Source organism: Desertimonas flava (genome assembly GCF_003426815.1).
Lineage (GTDB): Bacteria > Actinomycetota > Acidimicrobiia > Acidimicrobiales > Ilumatobacteraceae > Desertimonas > Desertimonas flava.
The window spans coordinates 17,364-35,484 of record NZ_QKYK01000044.1 but is presented as its reverse complement, the minus strand read 5'-3'; the positions used below and the strand labels follow the sequence as shown (position 1 = coordinate 35,484).

The window sequence follows — 18,121 nt, the reverse complement described above, 5'->3', positions numbered from 1 at the left end:
GACGCCCGCCCGCCCGCGCCAGCCGACGCCCGCCCGCCCGCACCCACGGAGCCCATCATGTCCGACGACAAGAACCCCGCTGTCCCGCCCCCGCCCCCGGGAGCTCCCGGAGCCAAGAAGGCCGACGCCGGCAGCCCGCCGGCGCCTGGTGCCGACGCGCCGCCGGCTCCGCCTCGTTCCGGATCGGCCCGCCCCGGCGCCGGCCAGACCGAGCGCCGCACGTCGGCCAACGTCGGCAAGAAGGAGGAATCGGGTCTCTCCACCATCGGCAAGGTTGCCGCAGGTGTCGCCGCGGCTGGCGCGGCGACGGCAGCCGGACTGCTCTGGCACGAGGACGTGACCAACGCCCTCGGGATCACCGACGATGCGCCCGACGACACGCTCGCCGACGCCGCGGCCGATGTCGCGGCGGCGATCCCCGCCGAGGAGTCGCTCGACGCCTTCGAGGCGGCGGCGCCGTCCGGCGGTGGTGGCGGCGGCGGCGGTGGCGGTGGCGGTGGTGGCGGCGGCGGCGGTGCCCGAGGATTCGCCCCACCGCGGCCGCGTCCACAGCGCCCCGACGCCGACGACGGTGACGCCGCTGTGTCGGCGCCGTTCGGGCCGCCGCAGGCCGGGAGTGCTGCTCCGCTGCCCGCCGGCTTCGCCGACGCTCAGGCCGAGCTCCGTCAGCGTCTGGAGAACTGGCAGCCACCTGAGGGCGCCGATCCGGCCGAGGCCGCCGAGTTGCGCGAGCGCCTCGAGGCGATGGTCGACCGCTTCCAGCCGCGGCCCGGCCAGTCGACCGAGGACGCCATCGCCGAATTGCGTGACGAGTTCGACGTGCGCATCGACAACTTCGTCCAGGATGTCAAGCTCGACGTGATCGCCGACTCCCAAGACGACCTGGTGAGCGCTGATCCGGAGTTCGAGGCGCAGCGTGCCGTCCTCATCGAACGGCTGGCCAACTGGACACCACCGCCGGGCACCGACCCGGCCCGGGCCGAGCAGATGCGAGCCGAGCTCGCCGAGACCCTGCGCAACTTCACCCCGGTTCCGGGCCAGTCGGCCGAGCAGGCGATCCGGGCCCTCCAGGACGAGTTCGACGACGAGGTCCGGCTGATCGAGACCGAGGCCAAGGTCGAGGTCATCGGCGACGAGGTCGGCGCCCAGTCCCCGCCGGTCGATCCGGCCACGGGAGAACCGATGCCGGTCGACCCGGCGACCGGCCAGCCGATGCCGTCCGACGAGACCACCGAGCCTGGAACCGGCGAGGAGACCCCGGCCTCGGGCGAGATACCCGCCGAGGGCACTCCGGCGACGGGCGAGACGCCCGCCGGCGAGACCGCGACGACAGGCGAGACCGCCGAAGAGGGCGAGACGCCCGCCGACGAGACGCCCGCCGATGACGCCCCGGCTGCCGGTGAATCGCCAGCGGAGGAGACGCCGAGCACGGAGGAGACCCCGACCGCGGACGAGACACCTGCGACGGAGACGCCTGAAGACGGCGCTCCCGCCGACACGCCGGATCCACGCGTCACCATGCCCGCAGAGACTGCCGACGCAGCGGCGTCCGGGTTGGTCGATGACTTCGATGCCATGGTCGACCAGCAGGACGCGGGCTCGACGCTGGCCGCCGACGACGCGATCGGAATCGGCGACGTTCAAGGAACCGATCCGGCGATGGACGACGACGTGCTCGGCGACCACGCGGTCGCCGACGCCGCGGCGGGTGAGATGCACACGGCGGTCGAGCCCTTCGAACCGGTGGCCCCAACCGACGATCTCGGTCTCGATGTGCCCACCTTCGAGGACACCACGTTCGAAGCAGAGGTCGAGCCGTTCGATATCGGCGACGACCAGATGGCCGTTCCGGCGATGGAGTTCGACGATCCGTCGGACGACTTCGGAGCCGGTGACGCCTCGCCGATCGAACACGACGACGTCGCCGACACGCCGAGCGACGACCTCGGTCTGGACGGCTGACGATCGCTCATGGGTGACGCCGGCGGCCGCGCGCCGCCGGCGTACCCCTGTGATCAGGTCGAGCCGGCCGCTCGGCGGTAATGTCCTCACTCGTCCGGCCGCGACGCGCGCGGCCGAATCAGTAGTGGGGTGTGTGTGGACACTGTCATCACGTGGGCAGCCGATGGACGGTCGCGGCGCGCTCGCTGCCGGCCGTGCGGCCGAGAGGTCGATGCGACGGGCCTTGGATGGGTCACCGCCTTGGGAATACGGGACCTCGAGCTGGTGCGTTGCGATGACTGCTTGTCGATCGATCTTCTCGACGCCCCTCGGGAGTCGTCGCCCACCGACGAGTCGGTCGATGCGTACATCGAGGGCGGGGCGGGGATCGGGACCATTGCCGCCGGACTGTCACGGGTCGATCCGGCGTCCGTCGTCAACGTGCTCGACGTCGGTTGCGGGTACGGGTTCGCTCTCGACATCGGTCGGTTCCTGTACGGCTGGGCCCCGATCGGTATCGAGCCGTCTCGCGCTGGAGTGCGCGGTGCCCTCGAGCTCGAGCTCGACATCCGCAACGACTACCTGACCGCAAGTACCGACCTCGGCCGTCGCTTCGATCTGGTCCACTCCAGCGAGGTGATCGAGCACGTACCCGATCCACTTTCGTTCCTCAGGGCGCTTCGCGAGCACGTCACCGACGACGGGTGCGTGGTGCTGACCACCCCCGCCGCCGAGATCGTGGCCGAGTCGTCGGCAGCTTCCGACGTGCTGACCGCGGTCAGCGCCGGATTCCACGTCTTTCTCGCCAGTGCCGCCGGGCTCGAGCGCCTCCTCAGGTCGGCTGGATTCGCCTCGGTCGACGTCACTCGACATCACGGGACGCTTCACGCCATCGCCTCGGCCGCCCCGAACCGAGTGTTCGAACCTGGCGGCCTCGGGCGGGACGTCGAGCGCTCCCTCGAGCCGTACTACCGGTTCCGCGACAAGGGGGCCCCGGCGGACTCAGCGCTCGCCAACGGCATGATCACTCGGTACGTGCGCGCCGTCGTCAGCCGCGGCGACTTCGATGCCGCCATGGCGGCCAGCCCTCGGTTGATCGACTGCATGAGGCAGCGGCACGGTTTGGACCTGGCCAACCCCGAGTCGGTCCTCGACGCGCTGGCGGCGGGGACCCCGCCGCCGTGGCACCTGGCCGGGGCCGCCTTCGCACTCGGAATGGTCGAGCTGCTTCACCGGCGGCGTCGGGACCGTGCCGCCACGTACTTCGAGCTCACGGGCGAAGCGGTCGCGGGGTTCGAGAAGGTTGCGGGGGTCCTCGATCTCGATTCGGTCGACCTACGGGCTCAGGGCGCGCTGCATCACGCGCTCGCCCTCGCCGTCGACGACGCCAATCGCGCGTCGGCGATGGCCGCCGCCATGGGTTCCGACCCCAGCACGCCCGGCGCTCGACTGTTCACCTGTCGCATCTTCGTCGAGCTCGTCGCGGCCGGTCAGTACGAGGCAGCCGCACAGCTCGAGGAGATCGTGGCGGCCTCGATCCGAGATCTCGTCGAGCGTGAGGCCGAGCACGACCGCGTGATCTCGCTCGACAGCTTGTTCTCGCTCGGCATCCTCGCCCTCAACACCGGGCACCCTGGTGCGGCCCACGAGTGGTTCCAACGTTGTCTCCACGTCGCCGACGTCGCCGAGGACGCCCACTCGCTGGAAGTGGCGGAGTGGGCGCGGGCCCACATCGCCCTGACCGTCGAGCACGGGGCGCCGACCGACGTGCGTGTCGAGCGCTGGCGGCGTCCCCCCACGATTCACCACTCCGTCGACGTGTACTGGTGTGACCCCTACGGGACCTTCGTCGAAGGGTGGGCATGGGCCGAGGGCGAGCGCGTCGAGCGGTTCACGCTGCGCGTGGGTGACGCGGTGTGCGAGGCGGTTCCGAGAGACAGCGCCCATCTCTTGCAGTACTGGCCCGACGATCCGGCCTGTGCGCGGGCGGGGTTCACGGCGTACGCCGAGGGTCGGCCCGCAGGGCGTACGGTTCTCACCCTGCACACGACAGTCGGTGACCATGATGTCGAGTTGGAGCTGCCGTCGAGTCCTCTGCCGGCGCCGGCCGTGCTCGCCGACGTCGACCCCGTGGAGATGATGAAGCGGTGGATCGCCAGCGCGCCGCCAGGCCCCGTCCTGGCGCTCGGCGTGCGCGCCGCCAACACCGACATCGCGGCGCGGCGTCGGGAGATGTTCGGGGATCGGGACGTCGTCGGGCTCGACATCCACCCGGGGCCGGGCGTGGACGTGGTCGGTGACGCCCACGTCCTGTCCCGGTTCCTTCCGAAGGCCCACTTCGCCGTCGTCTTCTCGACCAGCCTGCTCGAGCACGTCGCGGTTCCTTGGCTGGTCGCGGCCGAATGCGCGGCGGTCCTACGGCCCGGCGGGCTGGCCGTGCACGGCGCGCCGTGGGTGTGGCCCACGCATGGGGAACCCAACGACTTCTGGCGCTTCTCGACCGGTGGTCTCCAGCAGCTCTTCGGCCCGGCGACGGGGTTTCGAGTTCTCGACGGCGGCTCGTGTGCGTCGGTGGTGGTGGTCCCCTCACCAATCTGGCGCCGCGGAGCGGCCAAGATGCCGACGACGTCATCGGCGGCTCTCTCCTGGGTCGTGTCCGAGCGGCTCGCCGACCCGCCACCAGCCGTCGCCTGGGCGTACGACCCAGCGGTCGGTGCCGACGAAGCTCGTCGCTATCCCGTCGACGGCCTCGCGTCCGAGGACGTCGACGCGACGCTCGGACGGACGGGGGCGGCGACGGAGGAGCCGGCGTGATGAGGCACAGCAGCATCCCCACCCATCACCTCACCGTGACGGCGATCGTGCCGGTGTACAACGGCGCTGCCCACGTCGCCGGCTGTCTCGCGTCGATCTTCGCCCAGACGGTGCTTCCCGACGAGATCATCGTCATCGACGACGGCTCCACCGACGACTCACTGGCGGCGATCAAGGCGGCGACGTCCGATGACCGCGGCGTCGTCGTGAAGGTGGTGAGTCAGGCCAATCAAGGGCAGTCGGCCACGCGCAACGAGGCGGCGCGGCTGGCGAGCGGAGCGCTCCTCGCCTTCTGCGATCAGGACGACCTGTGGCGTCCTCGCCATGTGGAGCAACTGCGGCGACCGTTCGCCTCCCACGCCGATCTCGGTTGGGTGTACAGCGATTTCGACGAGATCGATCTGGACGGCCGCACGGTCACCAAGGGCTTCATCGGCGTCCACCGGCTGGACCAGACGCGGCGCACGCTCGGGCAGTTCCTCCAGAGCGATCTGATGATGTTGCCGTCGGCCTCGATGGTTCGGGCGACGGCATTCTGGGAGGTCGGCGGGTTCGATCCCCGGCTGTGCGGCTACGAGGACGACGATCTGTTCATCCGGCTCTTCCGTGCCGGATGGAGCTGTCGATTCGTACGCGAGCCGCTCACGCGGTACCGCGTCCATTCACAGAGCGCCTCGGCATCGGCCCGCTTCCTCCAGAGCCGCCTCCTCTTCTTCGACAAGCTCGTGCGCGACATCCCGAGCGACGAGCGGCTCAACCGCTACTTCATCCGCGACCTCGTGTTCCCACGGTTGCTCCACACCACGGTCTCGGACTACGCGACCGCCCTCCGGACACGGCAGTACGACGACGCCCGTCTCATCGCCGACGCCCTCGCCGAGCTGTACCGTCGGTCACCCGTCAGCGTGAGCCGCCGGGCCAAACTGGCGGTGATGCAGCGCCCGGAGGCGATGCACGCGCTGTTGCGCGTCCACCGGTCGCTGCCCCGGAGGGTGCGACCCCGGCTGGGCGAAGCGCTGTGCTCGGCCGTGGCGCGGCACTGAGCTCGGCGTTCTCCCGTCTGCCGTCCGATCCCGGGGGAATTCCCGGCAGCGGTTCGAGCGCGTGGCTAGGTTGCGCCGCCTATGACCGTTATGGACACAACCACACAAATCGAGAGTGCGGGTGGGCACCAGGTCGTCGTGTATCCGAGCGCCGCGATCCGTCCGGTGCCGTCGTTCGTCTTCGCCGCGCCTGACGGCTGGGTGGTCGACGACGCACCGGGGGCGGTCGCCGTCATCCGGGCTCCGAAGTCGACGGACGAGTTCTGGGACAACGCCATGATCACCCATGACCGCGTTGCCCGCTCCGTCGATCTCGAGGCCGCGGCGACGGCCAGCTGGGGAAGGCTGAAGGCGGGCGCGCCCTCGGCCACCGTGAACACCGAGCGGGTGGCCCGCTTCGGCAACAACGTCGTGTACCTCCGGGGCGTCGACCTCGAGGCGCCGCAGTCGGGCCGCAAGCTGGCTCAGCTGCAGGCCCTGTTCCTCGCCCCGGCCGCCGACGACGCGAAGACGGTGGATCTCTTCCAGATCATCGGCACGAGCACGGCCGACCACATGGCGGTGGCCGGGCGGACGTTCGTCGAGATCATCGCCAGCTTCCGCTTCCTCTGACGCACGGACGAGAACGGACGAGAACGGGCCCCGGTGTGGGAACCGGGAATGCTCCCGGTGACGCCGAGACGCTCGATCGCCAAGATCGAACCAGTTCGTTCGGCGGTCCAGTGACCGCCCCCTGAGGAGGAAGACATCATGGGATGGCCATTTGACGAGATCGCCGAGTTCGTGGAGGACGCCGCCGACGTCGTCGTCGACGTCGCCGAAGCTGCCTACGAGACGGTGGATGAGGCGGTCGACGCCGTCAACACCGTCGTCAGCACGACGGCCGGTGTGATCGACGACGCCACCGGCGGCGTGCTCGGCGATGCCCTCGGCCACGTCGCCCCGTACGCCGGCATGCTTGGCACGTTGGTTGGCGGTCCGGTCGGCGGGATGATCGCCACCGGTGCCACGCAGCTGCTGCAGGGCGACTTCGATCTCGGCAACGCCCTCGACACGGCGGTCGGCGCCTTCGGGCTGCCCCTGCCGGCAGGCGTCACCGACATCGCGACCAACCTGCTGAACGGCGGGTCGCTGATCGACGCCGCCGGCAGCGCCATCACGCAGGCCATCGGTATCGACGCCGGCGACATCGGCGCCGCCCTCGGCATCGACACGGGAGACCTCGTCGGCAAGCTCGGCGAGCTGGCCGGGATCGACGCCAGCGACATCGCCAGCACGATCGGCGGCGCCTTCGGCATCGACGCCGGCGACCTCGCCGGCCAGCTCGGCGACCTCACGGGCCTCGACGCCGCGGGCATCGCCGGCAAGCTGGGCGAAGCCCTTGGTGTAGACGCCGGTGATGTGGCCGGGAAGCTGGGCGAGGCGCTCGGGATCGACGCCGGCGACATCACCGGTGCCATCGGCGGGCTGGTCGGCGGTGACGCGGCCGGCCAGCTCGGCAGCCTGGCGGGCCTCGACGCCGGTGATCTGGCCGGCAAGCTCGGCGAGGCGCTCGGGATCGACGCCGGTGACATCACCGGAGCGCTCGGCAACATCGTCGGTGGCGACCTGAGCAACGCCGCGGGGCAGCTCGGCAGCCTCGCCGGTCTCGACGCCGGTGAGCTGGCCGGCAAGCTCGGTGACGCCCTGGGGATCGATGCCGGTGACGTCGCCGGCGCCATCGGTGGCATCGCTGGTGCGGCCGGTGCGGCCGGTGCCGACTCGTCCTCCGGCGGCATCTTCGGGATGGTCGATGATGTCTTCGAGTCCGTGGCCGGTGCCGCCGGCCAGGCTGTGGGAGTCGCCGGCGCGGCAGGCGCCGCCGAAAGCGGCATGGCCTCCATCCTCGGCGGCCTCGGTCTGACGGGCATCACCTCGGCCGTGAACGGTGCGATGGGCGACTCGAGCGTCACCAGCAGCATCTTCGACCTGGGCGGCGGCGCCGGTGCGGACTACACCAACTGCTGGGGGACCGGATACATCCCCGAGATCTCGCCGGTCGAGCTCACCCTGCCCACGCTCGAGGCCGGACCGGGATGGCTGGTGCAGCTCGCTCAGCAGGCCGAGGACCTCTCTCGCTCGCTGGGCGGCGACAGCGCAACGTGGTTCGACCAGCTCCGCGAGGCGGCGACGTCGCTCGGCCTCGACCGCGACCCCGAGCCCGTCTCGATCACGGATCCGTTGGTCGACCCGGGCGCACCCGGCGACGAGCAGTTGCCCGGCGCTGACGGCGCAGCGATGGTCGACACCGACGGCGACGGCATCCCTGACGCTCCTGCTCCCGCGGCTGGTGCCGACGGTGACGGCATCGGCGACGAGACGATGGTCGACACGGACGGTGACGGCACGCCCGACGCTCCCGCCACTGGCACCGCCGGAGACGGCATCGGTGACGAGACGATGCCCGACGTCAACGGCGGCGGCATCGGTGACGAAGCGATGCCCTTCGACGAGGCACCGAGCGCCGAGGGTGGCGCTGGTCAGGACGCTGGGTTCGACGACGGCTTCGACAGCGGCAGCGACTTCTCGGCGCCCGAGGTGTCCGCCCCCGCCGAGCCCGCCGCCGACTACGCCCCCGAGCCGGAGCCCGAGCCGCAGAGCGACTTCAGCGAGTCGTATGCCGCCGCCGACAGCATCGACGACAGCTTCGACACGATGTTCGACGACCTCGGGACGAACGGGTGACGAACGCCCCTGCGGCTCCTGCGACGCCCGCCTCCGCTCCCGCAGCCGCTCCGGCCGCGGGATCGGAGGCGGGCATTGTCGAGCTCGTCCGCATCCTCCAGCAGGTGGAGCGGCCCGACCTCGCCAAGCGGGCGTCGGCCGCGGCGGCCCGCCTCAAGCGCCCGAGCACCGTCGTGTGCGTGGTCGGGGAGTTCAAGCAGGGCAAGAGCTCACTCGTCAACGGTCTGCTCGGCCGGACGATCTGTCCGGTGGACGACGATCTGGCGACGTCGGCGATCACCTTGGTCCGCTACGGCGACGAGACCACCGCCACCGTCCGTCGACGGGGCGACGACGGGGCCACGGCCAGCCAGCCGGTCGCCGTCGAGGACCTTCCCAACTGGGTCAGCGAGGCCGGCAACCCTCGCAACTCGAAGCAGGTGGAGCGGGTCGAGATCTCCGTGTCCAGCCCGCTGCTCAAGCAAGGCCTCGTGATGGTGGACACCCCGGGCATGGGCGGCCTCGGTGCCGGCCACGCCGCGGCCACGCTCGCCTTCTTACCCTTCGCCGACGGCCTCGTGTTCGTGTCCGACGCCTCCGCCGAGCTGTCGGCCCCGGAAGTCGAGTTCCTCCGGCGGGCGACGGAGCTGTGCCCGACGGTGATGTTCGCCCTGACGAAGATCGACCTCTACCCGCAGTGGCAGCGCATCGCCGACCTCAATCGCGGTCACCTCGAGCGCCAGCGCCTGCCCGTCCCGATGGTGGCGGTGTCCAGCGTCGTGCGGGCCGAGGCACTCGCCCGCAAGGACCGCGAGCTCAACGAGCACAGCAACTTCCCGGTGTTGGTGAAGGAGCTGGGCGACAAGGTCGTCACGCCTGCCAAGGCCGGCGCCGCGAAGCGCTCGGCGAGCGAGGCGGCGGGCATCGCGGCGATGGTGCGATCCGGCCTCGAGGCCGAGAAGGCGGTCCTCGGCGACCCGGCGGCGACGAAGGCGGCCATGGAGCGCCTCGACGTGGCGAAGGCCCGGCTCGAGCACCTGCGCGGTCCGGCGGCCCGCTGGTCGACGATCGTCGGCGATCGCACGGCCGATCTGTCCAACTCGGTCATGTTCGAGTTCCGGGCCGGCATGCGCACGATCTCACGCAACATGGATGAGGTGATCGAGGGTCTCTCGAAGGGCGAGACGTGGGACGACATGGTCCACGACCTCCAAGCCGACGTCGCCGACGAGGTGGCTCGGGCCTTCCTCGCACTGGAGGAGGGCCGGCTGGCGATCCGCGATGCGGTGGTCGAGACGCTGGGTGACGAGGACCTCAACATCGAGCTCGGCCCGTCCGGCGACACGAACTGGTTGGACGTGTCGGACCTGTGGCAGGGGAAGGCGCTCGACGCCGGCGGCTCGGGGAAGAAGCGGGCCTTCGACAAGGGCATGGTCGGCCTTCGTGGGGCGCAGGGCGGCGTGATGATGTTCGGGATGATGGGCAGCTTCCTGCCTGCTGCCGCCGGTGCCCTGCTGGCCACCAACCCCGTGCTGCTCGGCATCGGGGCCCTCTTCGGTGGGATGGGTCTCGCCGACGATCGCAAGCGCAAGGTGCAGATGCGTCGCCAGGCGGCCAGACAGCAGGTGCGGCAGTTCCTCGACGACGTCCAGTTCGAGGTCACCAACCAGCTCACCTCGGTGACGCGCGACATCCAGCGTGAGCTTCGCGACGAGTTCACCGAACGGCTCGGCGAGCTCCAGCGCACGTGGACCAACACCGCCAAGAGCGCTCAGGAGGATGCACAGCGCTCCCAGCAGGAGCGGCAGAAGAAGGGCGGCGAGCTCGACCAGCGCATCGCCGCGCTGAAGAAGGTCGAGGCCGTGTTGGGAGCGGCGAAGTGAGCGTCAGCGACGCCGTGGTGGCGATCACCACCCGCCTCGAGCGTGAGGAACCGTCGGTCGCCGAGGCCGCGGCGGCCATCCGCCGGCGCATCGAGGGCTCGTTGCAGGTGGCGATCGCCGGTCGGGTGAAGGCCGGCAAGTCGACGCTCCTCAACGCCATGGTCGGCGAGCGTCTGGCGCCCACCGACGCCGGCGAATGCACGCGGATCGTGTCGTGGTACCGCAAGGGCACCAGCTACCAGGTGAGTGCCCGGCTCGTCGACGGCACCGAACGTCCGCTGGCGTTCAAGCGCCAGGACGGTGCCCTCGACGTGGAGCTCGGTGACCTCAGCGGACGGCAGGTGCGCTGGCTCGACGTGCGGTGGCCCGCTTCCACGCTCGACACGATCACGCTCATCGACACGCCCGGAATCGCCTCGCTCAACGACGAGAACTCGCGGCGCACTCGAGAGTTCCTCGATCCCGACGAGGGTGCGGGTGGTGACGCCGATGCCGTCATCTACCTGATGCGCCACGTGCACGCCGCCGACGTCGCCTTCCTCGAGGCGTTCATGGACCGATCGGTGGCGGCGTCGTCTCCGGTCAACGCCGTCGGTGTGCTGTCGCGCGCCGACGAGATCGGCGCCGGCCGCCTCGACGCCATCGAGTCGGCGGGCCGCATCGCCCGGCGCTACGCCGCCGATCCGCAGATCCGTGGCCTGTGCGCCTCGGTCACCCCGCTCGCCGGTCTGCTCGCCGAGACCGGGCTCACCCTGCGTGAGGACGAGGTGGCCAACCTGCGGACGCTCGCCGCGGCCGGGCCCGATGTCCTCGAGCGGATGCTGCTGTCCACCGACGAGTTCTGCGACGTCAGCTCGAGCGATCTCACCGTCGAGCTGCGGCGCGAACTGCTCTCCCGCCTCGGCATGTTCGGTGTGCGGGTGTCGCTCCAGGAGTTGGCTGCCGGCGCCAACACGGCCGCCACGCTCGGCCCCAAGCTCGTCGCCCGCTCCGGTTTGAGCGAGTTGCGCCGGCTGATCGCCGAGCACTTCATGCCCCGGTCGAGGATCCTCAAGGCCCGCACGGCGGTGCAGGCCCTGCGATCGCTCGCCGCCACGATGCGCTCGACCCATCCGGACGCCGCGGTCAAGCTCGACCGCGAGGTGGAACAGCTCGAGGCCGGGGCCGTGGAGTTCGCCCGCATGCGTGGTGCCCACCTCGTCACGACCGGTGAGGCGCGCGTCGCCGACCGCGAACGCGAGGAGCTGGAACGGCTCCTGCTCGCCGGGACGCCTGCGGCCGCGATGGGTCTGGCCGCCGGTGCACCCGAGGAGGAGATCAAGCGCAAGGCGCTCGAGGGCGTGGCCCGCTGGCGCGACCGTGCCGCCGACCCGCTCGCCGACCCCGCCGTCGTCGAGGTCTTCGAGACCGCGGCGCGCAGCTGCGAGGCGTTCTACGTCGGCAACTGAGCCGGATCAGGCCCGCGCCGGTCGCGGCGCTCGTGGCGCTAAAGGGCGGTCCTGCTTGTCGAGCTTGGCCGCCTTCTGGGCCTTCTTCCACTCGCGGACCTTGGCGAGGCTGGCCGGCGACGACGAATCGGCGACGCTGCGCGGCGTCGCCTCGCCGAACTTGCCGGCGACCGTCTTCCAGCCGCGTGGACGCACGCCCATGCGCTTGCCGAGCAGGGCGATGAAGATGCGCGCCTTCTCGTCGCCGAACCCGTCGAACGTGCGCAGCGTCTCGTAGAGCGACTCCGCCGACCCGGCGCCGGCCCAGATGTTCTCGGCGCGTCCGTCGAAGTCGTCGACCAGCCGCCGGCACAGCGCGTGGGTGCGCCGGCCCATCACGCCGCCGAAGCGGTGGATCGCCGGTGGCTGGCAGCACACGGCGACGAACTCGTCGGGGTCCATCGCGGCAATCGTCGCGGCGTCGAACCGGCCGAGCCGGGCTCGCAGCTTGGCCGGCCCGTTGAACGCCACCTCCATCGGCACCTGCTGGTCGAGCAGCATGCCGATCATCAGCGCCGTGCCGTCGGTGTTCAACAGCTCGTCGGCGTCGGCGTCTCCCGTGATGTACAGCGTCCCCGCCACGGTCGGCCACGGTACCGCGATGAGCCTGGCCCGCACATGCTGCGGCCCAGGCTCATCGCGGCGGTCGGCGTCAGTTGGGGACGCTGTCGGGGACTCCGGACTCCGGCTCCGAGCCGATGGCCGGTTCCGACGGCCACGGCCAGTCGGTGACCGGCGGTTCGCTGTCGATCGGCGGCCAGGTGTCGGGTGGCCAGGTGTCGGGTGGCCACGTGTCGGGTGGCCACGTGTCGATATGCGGCCAGGTGTCGGGTGGCCAGGTGTCCGGTGGCCAGGTGTCGGGTGGCCAGGAGTCGGGCGGCCAGGAGTCGGGCGGCCACGAGTCGGGCGGCTCCGTGTCCGAGGGGTCCGACGGCCGCGGATCGTTCCCGACGGTCACCGCGACGGGTTCGCTCATCGGGCTCTGTCCCCACGAACTGCCGGCGGCCGCCCGGAAGTAGTACGTCACCCCCGGCTCGAGCCATGTCACGATCGCAGTGGTTCGCGGTGCGCCAGCCCATCCGGCGCTGGTCCAGAACTCGCCGTCGGTCGACATCTCGTAGACGTAGCCGAGGACGTCCTCGGCACCTAGCTCGGGGGGCAGGAAGGTCAGTCGCACTTCTCCCGGTCCCCACGGCTCGCCGATCAGGCCCGGCGCGGAGGGCGGTGGGGGGAACGGCGGAACGTCGACCACGTTGCTCCACGCGCCCCAGCCGATCTCGCTTCTCGCTGCGATGCGGAAGCTGAGCCCGTCGAACACGTTGATGTCGTCGACGATCAATGATCTCTCGGCCGCGTCGATCGTCGTGCCGTCTCGCCAGGTCGGGTCGTACATCGACATGACCTCGTAGCGGTACTCGACGATCGGTGAGCCGCCGTCCGAGACCGGCTCCGTCCACTGGAGCTCCACCTGCGACGTGGTGCGCGTGGTGAACGTGAGTGTCGGGGCCGACGGGGGAACGACCCGCGGTGTCACGGAGACCTCGTTGCTCGTCGCGCCCCATCCGAGCTCGCTGGACGCGGCGATCCGGACGAGGTAGGCCCGGCCGGACACGAGGCCGTCGAGGAGGACCGAGCGCACCGTCGGATCGTCGATCACATCCGATTGCCAGGTCCGGCCTCGGTCCGCCGAGATTTGGTAGCGGTATCGGAGGATCGGGGAGCCGCCGTCGCTCGCCGCCGTCCAGTCGAGGCGGATCTGCGTCGGTCCGAGAACCGTCGCGGTCAGCGTCGGGGCGGCCGGCCGCCGGAGAGCGGGAACGGCAGATGCCGTGTTGCTCAACGGACTCCAGCCGACCGAGTTACGTGCCGCCACCCGGATGCGGTATCGGGTGCCATCGGTGAGGCCGGCGACGACGGTGGATCGGGCCGAGCCGTCGCCGCCGAACCCGGGTGACCACGTTGCGCCGTCGTCGGCGGAGATCTCGTAGCGGTACTCGACGACGTCGGAGCCGTTGGTGGACGTCGGCGGGCGCCAGTCGAGCCGGATCTCGGTCGGACTCAGCGTCGTCGCCGTGAGGCGAGGTGCGGACGGCGCGGCTGGACGGCGGGGCACGGTAGCCGTCGCCGACGACCAGGCACCGACGCCGTGGCTGGTGCGCATGGCCACGCGGACGGTGTAGCGACCCCCGGGCCGCAGGTCACGGAGACGTGCTGACGTCGTGAAGCCCGGCTCGATGACGACCGGCTCCCACGTGGCGCCGCGATCGGCCGACAGCTGCACCTCGTACTCGGCGAACGCGTTGCCGACATACGCCGGTCGTCGCCAGGTAGCGAGCAACTCGCCGCCGGCGCCGGTCGGCTGCAAGGACAACTCCCGTGGTGCCGAGGGGAGGTGTCCTTCCGGCTGCACCGAAACGGGCGGGGTGAAAGCCCCCTGCCCGCCGTCGTTGACCGCAGCGACGCGGTACCAGAGGTCGGTCGCAGGTACGGGCGGGGTGTCGCCGAGGTAACCGACCGCGCCGCCGTAGGTCCCGTCGAACAGCGTCGTCCACGGCCCACTCGGGGACGATGCCCGCTCGACGACGTAGTCCGTGATCCAGGAGCTGCCGATCTCGCTCGGGGCGGACCATTGGAGCCAGACGGACTCGCCACCGTTCCACGTCGCCTCGAGGTCTTCGGGCGGTTGAGGAGCGACCTCCGCTCCGGTAGCGACCGGGATCGTCAGGGTGGCCGGATCGAGATCGCCGAATCGGGCAGCCACCTCGAGGTCGAGCGGGTCCGCCGTCGCCCTGACGAACACCTCCACGAAGAACGACACCCGTTCGCCAGGTTGCAGCTCGAACGGCGTCAGTCCGTGGCAGGCGACGTAGCCGATACCCGGCCACGGTGCACACATCTCGGAGTATCCCCAGAGCTGAACGGCGGGCGGGGTGTCGATCGTGCCTTGCAACGATTGCACGGTGGTCGATCGGTTGGCGACAGTGGCCGTGAACACGAGCCGATCGCCGGGTGCGGCCGAGGTGCGGTTGGCCGTGAACGTCAGCGTCACCGGGTCGTTCGCCGGGCTGCTCGGCGCCACAGGGGCACGTTCGACCGTGGTCCCAGCGCCGGTGGCGCCCATCGTGTCCCCTGCGACCGCTACGACGCCTGCGAGGAGCGTGCCGCTGAGCAGGATCTTCGCTGCCGTCACCACCCGTCCGAGCATCTACTGTCCTCCTCACAGGCGCGCCGGCGCTAGAGGACACGTCGTCACCCCGGTCCACCGGACGCAATCCGGCGGAGCCGGTCGCCGGACAATAACCGATGCCGACGACGCCTCGGTGCAAGCGAACGCCGCCGGTCAGGATTCGTGGACCGGTTCGCCGTCGGCCATGCAGCGAGCGTCAGATTCCACGGCCGCGACCGTCATCCGAGTATGGAAGGTGCCGATTCGGGGCCTCCCATACTCGGGCGACCTTCAGTACTCGGACGAGGGAGTGGGTCAGAGGTGGGCGGGGTCGGGGAGGTCGGGGTCGATGCCGTAGTGGGCGATGGCCTTGTCGATCTCGTCCGGGCTCGCCTTGCCGTCGGCGGCGAGGGCGCTGAGCACGCCGACCACCACGTGCCCGGCGTCGGTCTCGAAGAACCGGCGCAGGGCCTCGCGAGTATCGCTGCGACCCATGCCGTCGGTGCCGAGCGGCACGAACGTGCGGTTGGGCACGAAGCGAGCGATCTGCTCGGGCACGATCTTCATGAAGTCGGTGACGGCGACGATCGGATCGGTGCTGTCACCGAGCAGCTGCGTCACCACGGGCAGCTTGGGCTCCTGGCTGGGGTGCAGCCGGTTCCACCGCTCCACGGCGAGGGCCTCGTCCCGCAGGGCCTTGTACGACGTGGCCGACCAGAGCTCGACCCCGATGCCGTAGTTCTCCGACAGATCGGCGGCCGCCTCGAAGGCGGCACCCTGGGCCGACCCCGAGAACAGGAGCGTGACGTGGCGCTCCTTGCCGTCCGCCGCCGGCGACCAGCGGTAGAGCCCGCGCATCACGTCGGAGGCCTGGACGTGCTCGGGCATCGCCGGCATCTCGTAGTTCTCGTTGTACAGCGTGAGGTAGTAGAAGACGTCGGGATCGAACCCGCCGTTCAGCTCCGGCCCGCCGTACATGCGGTTGAGGCCCTGCTGCACGATGGTGGCCACCTCGAAGGCGAACGCCGGGTCGTACGCCTGCACCGGCGGCACGGTGGAGGCGAGCACGAGCGAGTGCCCGTCCTGGTGCTGCAGACCCTCACCGAGCAGCGTGGTGCGACCGGCGGTGGCGCCGAGCAGGAAGCCTCGTGTGCGGGCGTCGGCCGCCTGCCAGATCAGGTCCCCGACCCGCTGGAAGCCGAACATCGAGTAGAACGTGTAGAACGGCACCGTCGGGATGGCGTGCGTGGCGTAGGCGGTGCCGGCGGCGATGAAGCTCGCCGTCGAACCGGCCTCGGTGATGCCCTCCTCGAGGATCTGACCATCGGCCGACTCCGAGTAGCTGAGCAGCAGGCCGTGGTCCACCGGCTCATACTTCTGGCCTTGGGAGGCATAGATCTTGAGCTGCGGGAACAGCGAGTCCATGCCGAACGTACGCCCCTCGTCGGGGATGATCGGTACGACGCTCTTGCCGAACTGCTCGTCGCGGGCGAGGTTGCGCAGCAACCGGGTGAAGCCCATCGTCGTGGACACGGCCTGGCCGTTGGAACCCTTGCGCAGCTCGGCGAAGGCCTTGTCGCCGGGCAGCGGCGTGGGCTGCTTGTAGCGCACGACCCGCTTCGGGACGGAACCGCCGAGCGCCCGCCGCCGCTCCATCATGTACTGGTACTCGATCGAGTCCTCGCTGGGCCGGAAGTACGGCGTGGCGTCGCCGTCGAGGGCCGACTCGGGGATCTCGTCGTGCAGGTAGAGACGATCGCGCAGCTCCATGAGCTGCTCCTTGTTCATCTTCTTGATCTGGTGCGTGGAGTTGCGCCCCTCGAAGCCGGGTCCGAGCGTCCAGCCCTTGATCGTCTTGCAGAGGATTGCCGTCGGAGCGCCCGAGCCGAGGTTCTCGGTGGCCGCCTTGTATGCCGCGTAGAGCTTGCGGTAGTCGTGACCGCCACGGGGCAGGTTGACGAGATCCTCGTCGCTGAGGTGGGCCACCATCTGGCGAAGACGGGGATCGGGACCGAAGAAGTGGTCACGGATGTAGTCGCCGGTCTCGGTGCCGTAGCGCTGGAACTCGCCGTCGACGGTGGTGTTCAGCTTGTTGAGCAGCACGCCGTCCTTGTCGTTGGCGAGCAGTTCGTCCCACTTCGAGCCGAGGATCACCTTGATGACGTTCCAGCCGGCGCCGCGGAACACGGCCTCGAGCTCCTGGATGATCTTGCCGTTGCCGCGTACCGGACCGTCGAGGCGCTGCAGGTTGCAGTTGACCACGAACACGAGGTTGTCGAGGTTCTCGCGGCTGGCCAGCGACAGGGCGCCGAGGGTCTCGGGCTCGTCGCACTCGCCGTCGCCGAGGAAAGCCCACACCCGGCTCTCGCTCGTGTCCTTGAGGCGGCGGTTGTGCAGGTAGCGGTTGAAGCGGGCCTGGTACAGCGCGGTGATCGGGCCGAGGCCCATCGACACCGTGGGGAACTCCCAGAACTCGGGCATCAGCCGGGGATGCGGATAGCTGGACAGGCCGCGGGGCGTGCGGCCGATCTCCCGGCGGAAGTGGTCGAGATCCTCGGCCTCGAGGCGACCCTCGAGGTAGGCACGGGCGTAGATGCCCGGCGCGGCGTGACCCTGGAAGTAGATCTGGTCGCCGGCGTTGCCGTTGTCCTTGCCGCGGAAGAAGTGGTTGAGGCCGATCTCGTACAGCGACGCCGAGCTGGCGAACGTGGAGAGGTGGCCGCCGATGCCGTCGGCGGCCTTGTTGGCCTTGACGACCATCATCGCCGCGTTCCAGCGGACGAAGGCGCGGATGCGGCGCTCGATGAACTCGTCGCCGGGGAACCAGGGCTCGGCCTCGCGGGGGATGGTGTTGACGTACGGCGTCGAGACGGTGGCGGGGAAGCTCACCTGGGACTGGCGTGCTCGGTCGAGCAGCGAGGTCAGCAGGTACCGGGCCCTCGTCTTGCCGTGCGTGTCGATGACGGCATCGAGGGAATCCAACCACTCTTGGGTCTCGACGGGATCCGTGTCGGGAAGCTGATGCACATAACCGTCGAAGATCATGGGGGACAGTCTCGCACCTTCCTGGCGAACCCCCTCCGC

At 70.3% G+C, this 18,121-nt stretch carries 10 protein-coding genes; 7 read left to right on the top strand and 3 right to left on the bottom strand.

Annotation, left to right across the window (positions count from 1 at the left end; genetic code table 11):
• The first annotated feature begins 57 nt into the window (after positions 1-57).
• The 7 genes from DN771_RS27250 to DN771_RS27220 all read left to right on the top strand — a co-directional run bounded on the left by DN771_RS27250 (position 58) and on the right by DN771_RS27220 (position 11,832).
• Positions 58-1,962: a hypothetical protein gene (locus tag DN771_RS27250; RefSeq protein ID WP_117000728.1), complete on the top strand. Its 1,905-nt coding sequence runs from the start codon at positions 58-60 to the stop codon at positions 1,960-1,962.
• A gap of 282 nt (positions 1,963-2,244) precedes the next feature.
• Positions 2,245-4,755 carry a class I SAM-dependent methyltransferase gene (locus DN771_RS27245; protein ID WP_162942478.1) on the top strand — a complete coding sequence of 837 codons (2,511 nt, stop codon included), beginning with the start codon at positions 2,245-2,247 and terminating at the stop codon, positions 4,753-4,755.
• The gene (locus DN771_RS27240; protein WP_162942477.1) at positions 4,755-5,798 is read left to right on the top strand and encodes a glycosyltransferase family 2 protein; all 1,044 of its coding nucleotides are present in this window, start codon (positions 4,755-4,757) and stop codon (positions 5,796-5,798) included. Before DN771_RS27245 ends, DN771_RS27240 begins: the two co-directional genes overlap by 1 nt.
• A gap of 81 nt (positions 5,799-5,879) precedes the next feature.
• Positions 5,880-6,410 carry a hypothetical protein gene (locus DN771_RS27235; RefSeq protein ID WP_162942476.1) on the top strand — a complete coding sequence of 177 codons (531 nt, stop codon included), beginning with the start codon at positions 5,880-5,882 and terminating at the stop codon, positions 6,408-6,410.
• Between the two features lie 138 nt (positions 6,411-6,548).
• Entirely contained in the window at positions 6,549-8,522 is a 1,974-nt protein-coding gene (locus DN771_RS27230; protein ID WP_117000724.1) for an autotransporter outer membrane beta-barrel domain-containing protein, read from the top strand.
• Positions 8,519-10,384, top strand: coding sequence for a dynamin family protein (locus DN771_RS27225; protein WP_117000723.1), 1,866 nt, complete (start codon positions 8,519-8,521; stop codon positions 10,382-10,384). Before DN771_RS27230 ends, DN771_RS27225 begins: the two co-directional genes overlap by 4 nt.
• Complete coding sequence (locus tag DN771_RS27220; RefSeq protein WP_162942475.1) at positions 10,381-11,832, top strand: dynamin family protein; 1,452 nt, start codon at positions 10,381-10,383, stop codon at positions 11,830-11,832. The genes DN771_RS27225 and DN771_RS27220 overlap by 4 nt, the downstream gene beginning before the upstream one ends.
• A gap of 6 nt (positions 11,833-11,838) precedes the next feature.
• On the opposite strand, the gene DN771_RS27215 is transcribed toward DN771_RS27220, so the two are convergent.
• The 3 genes from DN771_RS27215 to aceE form a co-directional block, all read right to left on the bottom strand.
• Positions 11,839-12,453 (bottom strand): HhH-GPD-type base excision DNA repair protein, encoded by a 615-nt coding sequence (locus DN771_RS27215; protein WP_117000732.1) that lies wholly within the window; start codon positions 12,451-12,453, stop codon positions 11,839-11,841.
• Between the two features lie 70 nt (positions 12,454-12,523).
• Positions 12,524-15,076: a fibronectin type III domain-containing protein gene (locus tag DN771_RS27210; RefSeq protein ID WP_117000721.1), complete on the bottom strand. Its 2,553-nt coding sequence runs from the start codon at positions 15,074-15,076 to the stop codon at positions 12,524-12,526.
• A 276-nt stretch (positions 15,077-15,352) separates the two neighbouring features.
• Positions 15,353-18,082: a pyruvate dehydrogenase (acetyl-transferring), homodimeric type gene (gene aceE / locus DN771_RS27205; RefSeq protein ID WP_117000720.1), complete on the bottom strand. Its 2,730-nt coding sequence runs from the start codon at positions 18,080-18,082 to the stop codon at positions 15,353-15,355.
• Between the last annotated feature and the right edge of the window lie 39 nt (positions 18,083-18,121).